Raw genomic sequence first — 5,983 nt, forward strand, 5'->3', positions numbered from 1 at the left:
CTTGGCCAGGGCCTCGCGGGCGCCGGCGTCACGCTGGTGCTTCCACGCCGCGAGCAGCGACGTGTACAGGCCTTCCCGACGAAGCAGGGCACCCTTGCCGGCCTTGTCGAGGGTCTCGTACTCGGCCGGGATCCGCGCCTTGTACGCGGCGGTGTATGTCCTTGTTCGGGGCTTTGCTGGTACCTCGGGGTCGGGTTCCGGATGATGCAATGTCACGGGGGTGGATCTCCTTGCACGCCCTCACGGGTCAGAGTTTCAGCAGCTCAGGCCGCCTCCTTCAAGGTTGCCACAGAGGGGGAGGCGGGCAGGACGGCTGGCGCACCCGACCCGCTCAGGGAGCCTGTGCCCGCAGACAACACCTCAGGGTTCCAAGGGTTGATGGGCGGTACCGGGCGATGCGACCGCGACCTCATCGCCGTGGCCATGGCTTGGTTAACTCCCACGGCGGCTTTGACCGCAACTCAGCACAGATGATCGTGCAGCAGCGCCTGCTCTACCGCCGTAGCGCCTGCATAACTATGCACGCTTGGCGGAGAGCACAACGTCCGCTTCTGCCGCGATCAGCGTGCTGAGGTGTCGCAAATCAGTTGGCGGACGCGTGTCGCGCATCAGTCGACGGAGGACAGGGTGTGTGGCGAGATGCTAGTCCCACCACCTGCTTGACGAATCCGTCCCAGCACATGCACGACAGTCGGCCTTGGTTCCTCGGTCGCCCTGGTTACAGTCGGTGACATCTGAGTGCCTGCGGGCGCACTCAAACTCAGGCAGAGAACCAACCAATGCCGCCAAGACGCCATGCACGAGGGGAAGGCCGCCCAGCTCGCTGATCCCGACCCATGCGATGTCGTCATGCTCGTCAGGTGCACGGTTGGTGGGAGAGCCAACCCAGTCTCCAATTTGCCAGACGCCCACGTGAACGGCGTCCTCACCACTGCCGTCATGCACGACGCCCAACCGTGAAGCGGACTCCGCCACAATGTGAACACCGAGCTCCTCGTGCATCTCACGCGCGAGGGCTTGTAGTTCCGACTCACCCGCTTCGACTTGCCCCCCGGGCAGATCCCAGACATCTGGGTATGCCCGTTTGGTCGGCCTGCGGTGTACTAGCAGGACCGCGCCGTTTTCAACGAGTGCGCCTGTGACGACGACATGCATGACGGGATTAGAGCACAGGGATAGGACAAGCTCGTTCCAGCCAAAGGGGACGCCCAGACGTCCGGATCTGCCGCCGTGGGTGCGCCGGCCGCGGGCGGTCGTCACAGCGCGTGAGCCTCCTTGGCGCTGGCGACCCCGCTCATAGCCGACAAGAGGGTTCCCACGGCGAATCCGTGCCATCGAGCGTGTGGCCACCCGTCGGGCCGTGGCGGGCAGCCCACGTAATAGCGATGAATAGCGATGGGATCTTGGTTGTACTAGTCTTCGCGCCATGGCCTTGCGTCCGGACCAGTTCTATGACCACGCGGTGGCCGTCGCGGACAGCGAGCGGCGGCTTCCGCTGGCGCGCATGACGGGATGGGACATCAGCCCGTTCGAACAGGATGGATTGCGCGTCGCGCCGCTGCGCCCGCCGGTGCTGCCCGAGCCCGCCCGGCACGGCGAGGATCCGGCGGAGTGCCGGAACTGTCAGGAGCGCGACGAGGGAATCTGGTTCAACGATCACTGGCGGCTGGCCCGTGTCCCGGGAGTGGGCGTGCCGCTGGTGCTGATGCTGTACCCGCGCGATCACTATGACATGGCGGATCTCCCTGACGATCTCGCCGCGGAGCTGGGACTGCTGACCACGCGAATCGTCCGCCACGTGCAGGCTCTGCCGCACATCTCGCGAGCCCACGTCTACCGCATCGGCGACGGCGCCGCTCACCTGCACGTCTGGTTCTTCGCCCGGCCGGAGGGCCAGGCGCAGCTCTACGGATCCTGGCTGGTCGTCTGGGACGACCTCCTGCCGGAGTATCCCGCCGACGTCGCCGAGGCCGACGCCGCGATCGTGGCTGATGCCCTGGTCGCCTCGCATGGGGGCCGCCGATCGGCCGCCACCCCGCCGCATGCCTGACCGGCTGATCCGCAGCAGCAACCGCTCCCGTCACCGCCGCGCCGCCATCCTCATCTGCCGCCGAGCGGGCGCGCTGGAAGGCAGGAACTCCCGTCACCCTCCGTAGACATCTGGCACGGGCATCGACCCGACCCCGTGCACGCACGTGCCGAGTTGAGGACGCCGCATCAGGCGTAACCTGGCGGGTCACGTTCCGATGGCACCGGTAGCTTGGGCGCGTGTCTTCCCACCTCAGTCAAGGTGCGTCCGGAGCAATCCGGCGCTTCGCCGGTTGGATCGCGCGCGGCTCGGTCGGCCATCCCATGCTGGAGGGCATCAACTACTGGGACGAGTTGAAGGATTCGCCCTCCCAGATGGAGACCTGCTTCGCCATCTTCGCCAACGTCCTCGAACTCGATGAGCACGGACAGCCGATCAACGAGAAGTACGCCGAACGCCGGGCCGCGACGTTTCTCTACCGGTACTGCACCGGAGCCCTACCCCCGGGAGAACCAGACCTCGAGTTTTGGGAGGTCGATCTCTACTGACATGAGACGAGGCTGCCGAGGACAACCAGTGGCCGACACATCCCGCGACGAACCACACCGTGACTAGGAGACATCCTCTCGGTAGCCGCTGACAGCGCGGGTGACCGCCTGACGCGTCCCTCCTGTTCGGGACCGCATGTGATGATCGGCTCGTGAGCCTTCGTGAGTGGGAGCGCCTGACGCATATCGAGCGGGCTTTTTTCATCAACTCGTTCGAGATGGACATCCTGCCCGGCGTGTTCGGTGACCTGGACCCCGCCCAGCCGGAGCCGTCGCTGTCCGAGCTGGCCTTCGTCCTGCTGAGGTTGGTGGACAACGGCTGGATGGAGATGGGCCGTTACGTGCGGTGGGTTGCCGATGACGGTCGGGATGACTTGGCGCACGGCGATCCTGTGCCGAGGGACCAGCTGTCGGCGCTGCTGGCAGACCCAGCCAGCTGGGAGTACCCGGATGACCCGAGTTGGATCGGCGCGCTGACGCTGGTGAAGACCGAAGCCGGCAGGACAATCAGCCGGATGTCCGCCGACGAGATTGCCGCACGCGACAACGTGTAGGCGCGCACGCCTCCAGGCTTGCTCTTCTGCCGCTGACCGGGCTGCCTGCTTCAGGCAGCTTGTTCGCTACGGCGTGACGGCTGGGGTGGCGGTCGCCCGGCGCCGTCATGGACGGTGGACGGGTGAAGCCCGCGCTTGTATTGCTGCACAGCTTGTTGCTGGGTCCTCTGACCTGGGCTCCCGTGGCGGCCAAGCTGAGGGCCCTGGGCGCGGCTACGGTGGTGCCGTCGTTAGTCCACGTGGCCGATGCCGACGACCCGCCGTTTTGGCCACGGATCGGCGCCGCTGTCAAAGACAGCGTCTCCCACCTACCGCAGGACCAGCCGATCGTGCTGGTTGCCCACAGCAACGCTGGTCTTCTGGTTCCGGTTGTCGTACAGGCGGCCGGTCGTCCGGTCGTTGGCTGCTTGTTCGTCGATGCCAGCCTGCCCTCGCGTTCCGGACCGACGCCTGCCGCGTCACCCGAGCGGCTGGCCTACCTGCGGTCGATAGCGGCGGAGGGTCGGTTGCCGCAGTGGACGACATGGTGGGAGGAGAACACCGTCGCGCCGCTGTTTCCCGATCCCCGGACCAGATCAATGGTCTCGGCCGAGCAGCCCCGGCTCCCGTTGAGCTACTACGAGCAGCAGTTCCCGGTGCCCCCAGGTTGGGATCATCGGCCATGCGGGTATCTGTTGTTCGGGCCGCCGTACGACCGCATGGCGCAGGATTCACGGACACGGGGCTGGATCGTTGGGGAGGTCCCTGGGTGTCAGGGTTGGGTGAGACCAGCGGTTCAGAGCAAGTAGCCCGCCCGGGGCGAGGATGGATTCTCCTTCGATGACGATTTCCAGCACCAGCATGCCTGTCGGGCACGATGGGGCCATGACGACGGATGGACCTCGAGCTGACCGGCCCCGGCGGCGTTCGTTCGCTCCAGCGGAGAAGCTGCGGCTGCTCGCCGAGTACGAGCAGGCCGTCGCCGAGGGCGACGGAAACGGGTATCTGCGCCGGAACGGCTTGTACTCGTCGTTGATGAGCGAGTGGCGCCGCGCCCGCGACGCCGGCCTGCTCGAGGGCAAGAAGCCCGGGCAGAGCATAGGCAAGCCCAGCGGGGAGCAGGCCGAGATCGCCCGGCTGCGCCGCCAGTTGGAGCAGGCCAACCGCAAGATCGCCCGGACCGCGGCCGCGTTGGACATCATGGGAAAAGTTGCTTCCTGCCCTGTGGGCGGGCCCGTTCCGGGCTGAAAATGGGTGTGGTCGCCCGCCGACTCCGTGTGCGCTTGGTCTTTGAGGCCGTGGAAAAGTCGGGTGCGGGGAGCTGCGCCATGGGCCCTTCACTGTTGCTTCGAGCACGCGGATCAGCTTCGCCTTCGTCTTCAGCAGCTCCTGCGGGCGGCCTCTCGTGAACGTCGAGGGTGGGGAGGACCGGGTGTTGGAGTCGACTCAGGACAACGAGGAGATCATCGAGCGGATCGCAGCGCTGGACATCGGCAAGGCAGAGTTGGTGTGTTGCGTGAGGGTGCCTGGCCAAGGGCCGGGGGGTCGACGGCGGCAGGAAGTGTCTGCACACTCCACGATGACCCGGTCGTTGCTGGTGATGGCGGACCGGCTTCACGAACTGGGTGTCACCAGGGTCGTGATGGAGTCGACCTCGGACTACTGGAAGCCGGCGTTCTACCTGCTCGAGGCGGCCGGGTTCGACACGTGGCTGGTCAACGCCAAGGACGTCAAACATCTGCCGGGGCGTCCGAAGACGGACCGGCTGGACGCGGTCTGGCTGTGCAAGGTCGCCGAACGGCAGATGATCCGGCCGAGTTTCGTTCCCCCGGCACCCATCCGGGAACTGCGGGACCTGACCCGGTACCGGGTCGATCTGATCTCCACGCGCACCGCGGAACGCAACCGGGTCGAGAAACTACTCGAAGACGCGCAGATCAAGTTGAGCGTGGTGGCCAGCGACATTTTCGGGTTGTCCGGCCGAGACATGATGGCCGCGTTGATCGCCGGACAGCGAGATCCGAAGGCCCTGGCCCAGATGGCCCGTAGCCGGCTCCGCACGAAGATCACACAGTTGGAAGAGGCGTTCGTTGGGCGCTTCACCGACCACCACGGGTTCCTGCTCGCCAAGATGCTGGCCCGTGTCGACGCGATCACCGCGGATATCGCCGACGTGGACCAGCGGATCGAGGAACAGATCGGCCCGTTCATCGATGCCGGTCGGCGGCTGGACGAGATCCCCGGCGTCGGTCCGGCCACCGCCCACGTGATCATCTCCGAGATCGGCGTGGACATGAGCAGGTTCCCGACTCCCGCCCACTTGGCGTCGTGGGCCCGCTTCGCCCCGGGTGTGAAGGAATCCGCTGGCAAGAAGAAGGGCGCCGGATTCACCGGGCACGGTAATCCCTACCTGGCCCGGGTACTGGGCGAGGCCGCGGTCGCCGCCGGCAAAACCGACACCTTCCTCGGCGAACGCTACCGGCGCATCGCCAGACGCCGTGGCAACCGGCGCGCCATCGTCGCTGTCGGCCGATCCATCCTGACCGTCGTCTGGCACCTGCTGGCCGACCCGACGACCAGATTCACCGACCTCGGTTCAGCCTTCTACGACACCCGCGTCAACCCCGAACGCCGCAAACGCAACCACGTCCGCCAACTCGAAGCACTCGGTTACACCGTCACCCTCGCGTCAGCCGCCTGACCAGCCATCTCTTGATCCATCCCGGCTCCGCCGGGACGCTGACGCCTGCCCACTCACGGTTCATTTTCGGATCAGCACACGCGCTCTTGGCCGAGATCTCCGAGAGCGCGGACACCGACACCAAGCCGACCAAGCCCTGACCGACGCCCACGCGCAGTTGCTCGCCGCGGCG

The 5,983-nt window shown here is 66.4% G+C and carries 7 protein-coding genes and 2 pseudogenes; 6 read left to right on the forward strand and 3 right to left on the reverse strand.

The genetic code is table 11. The features are described from left to right. Together JNW87_RS33315 and JNW87_RS33320 are read right to left on the reverse strand one after the other, a co-directional pair. A pseudogene (locus tag JNW87_RS33315) lies at nt 1-216 on the reverse strand (hypothetical protein); the annotation flags it as partial. 426 nt (nt 217-642) lie between these two features. Further along, nucleotides 643-1,428: an NUDIX domain-containing protein gene (locus JNW87_RS33320; RefSeq protein WP_309234133.1), complete on the reverse strand. Its 786-nt coding sequence runs from the start codon at nt 1,426-1,428 to the stop codon at nt 643-645. On the opposite strand from JNW87_RS33320, the gene JNW87_RS33325 reads away from it, so the two are divergent. The 6 genes and pseudogenes from JNW87_RS33325 (at nt 1,427) to JNW87_RS33350 (ending at nt 5,811) form a co-directional block, all read left to right on the forward strand. Further along, nucleotides 1,427-2,050, forward strand: coding sequence for a hypothetical protein (locus tag JNW87_RS33325; RefSeq protein WP_109799682.1), 624 nt, complete (start codon nt 1,427-1,429; stop codon nt 2,048-2,050). The genes JNW87_RS33320 and JNW87_RS33325 overlap by 2 nt on opposite strands. A 218-nt stretch (nt 2,051-2,268) precedes the next feature. Next, complete coding sequence (locus tag JNW87_RS33330) at nt 2,269-2,577, forward strand: hypothetical protein (RefSeq protein WP_201749417.1); 309 nt, start codon at nt 2,269-2,271, stop codon at nt 2,575-2,577. Between the two features lie 152 nt (nt 2,578-2,729). Further along, nucleotides 2,730-3,131 carry a hypothetical protein gene (locus tag JNW87_RS33335; protein WP_109799684.1) on the forward strand — a complete coding sequence of 134 codons (402 nt, stop codon included), beginning with the start codon at nt 2,730-2,732 and terminating at the stop codon, nt 3,129-3,131. 122 nt (nt 3,132-3,253) lie between these two features. Then, on the forward strand, nt 3,254-3,919 hold the full coding sequence (locus JNW87_RS33340; RefSeq protein ID WP_109799685.1) for an alpha/beta hydrolase: 666 nt from the start codon (nt 3,254-3,256) through the stop codon (nt 3,917-3,919). 76 nt (nt 3,920-3,995) lie between these two features. After that, a pseudogene (locus JNW87_RS33345) lies at nt 3,996-4,319 on the forward strand (IS3 family transposase); the annotation flags it as partial. 223 nt (nt 4,320-4,542) lie between these two features. Continuing rightward, nucleotides 4,543-5,811, forward strand: coding sequence for an IS110 family transposase (locus tag JNW87_RS33350; protein WP_109799687.1), 1,269 nt, complete (start codon nt 4,543-4,545; stop codon nt 5,809-5,811). Here JNW87_RS33350 and JNW87_RS33355 read toward each other — a convergent pair. Beyond that, a partial coding sequence (locus JNW87_RS33355; protein WP_238455049.1) for a hypothetical protein occupies nt 5,789-5,983 on the reverse strand: 195 nt, incomplete at its 5' end. The genes JNW87_RS33350 and JNW87_RS33355 overlap by 23 nt on opposite strands.

This window comes from Micromonospora sp. ATA51, assembly GCF_016802855.1.
Taxonomy (GTDB): domain Bacteria; phylum Actinomycetota; class Actinomycetes; order Mycobacteriales; family Micromonosporaceae; genus Micromonospora; species Micromonospora sicca.

Excerpts from the sequence above, each read along its gene's own strand:
- JNW87_RS33325 (WP_109799682.1), top strand. The coding sequence starts at position 1,427 with ATGGCCTTGCGTCCGGACCAGTTCTATGACCACGCGGTGGCCGTCGCG.
- JNW87_RS33320 (WP_309234133.1), bottom strand. The coding sequence starts at position 1,428 with ATGGCGCGAAGACTAGTACAACCAAGATCCCATCGCTATTCATCGCTA.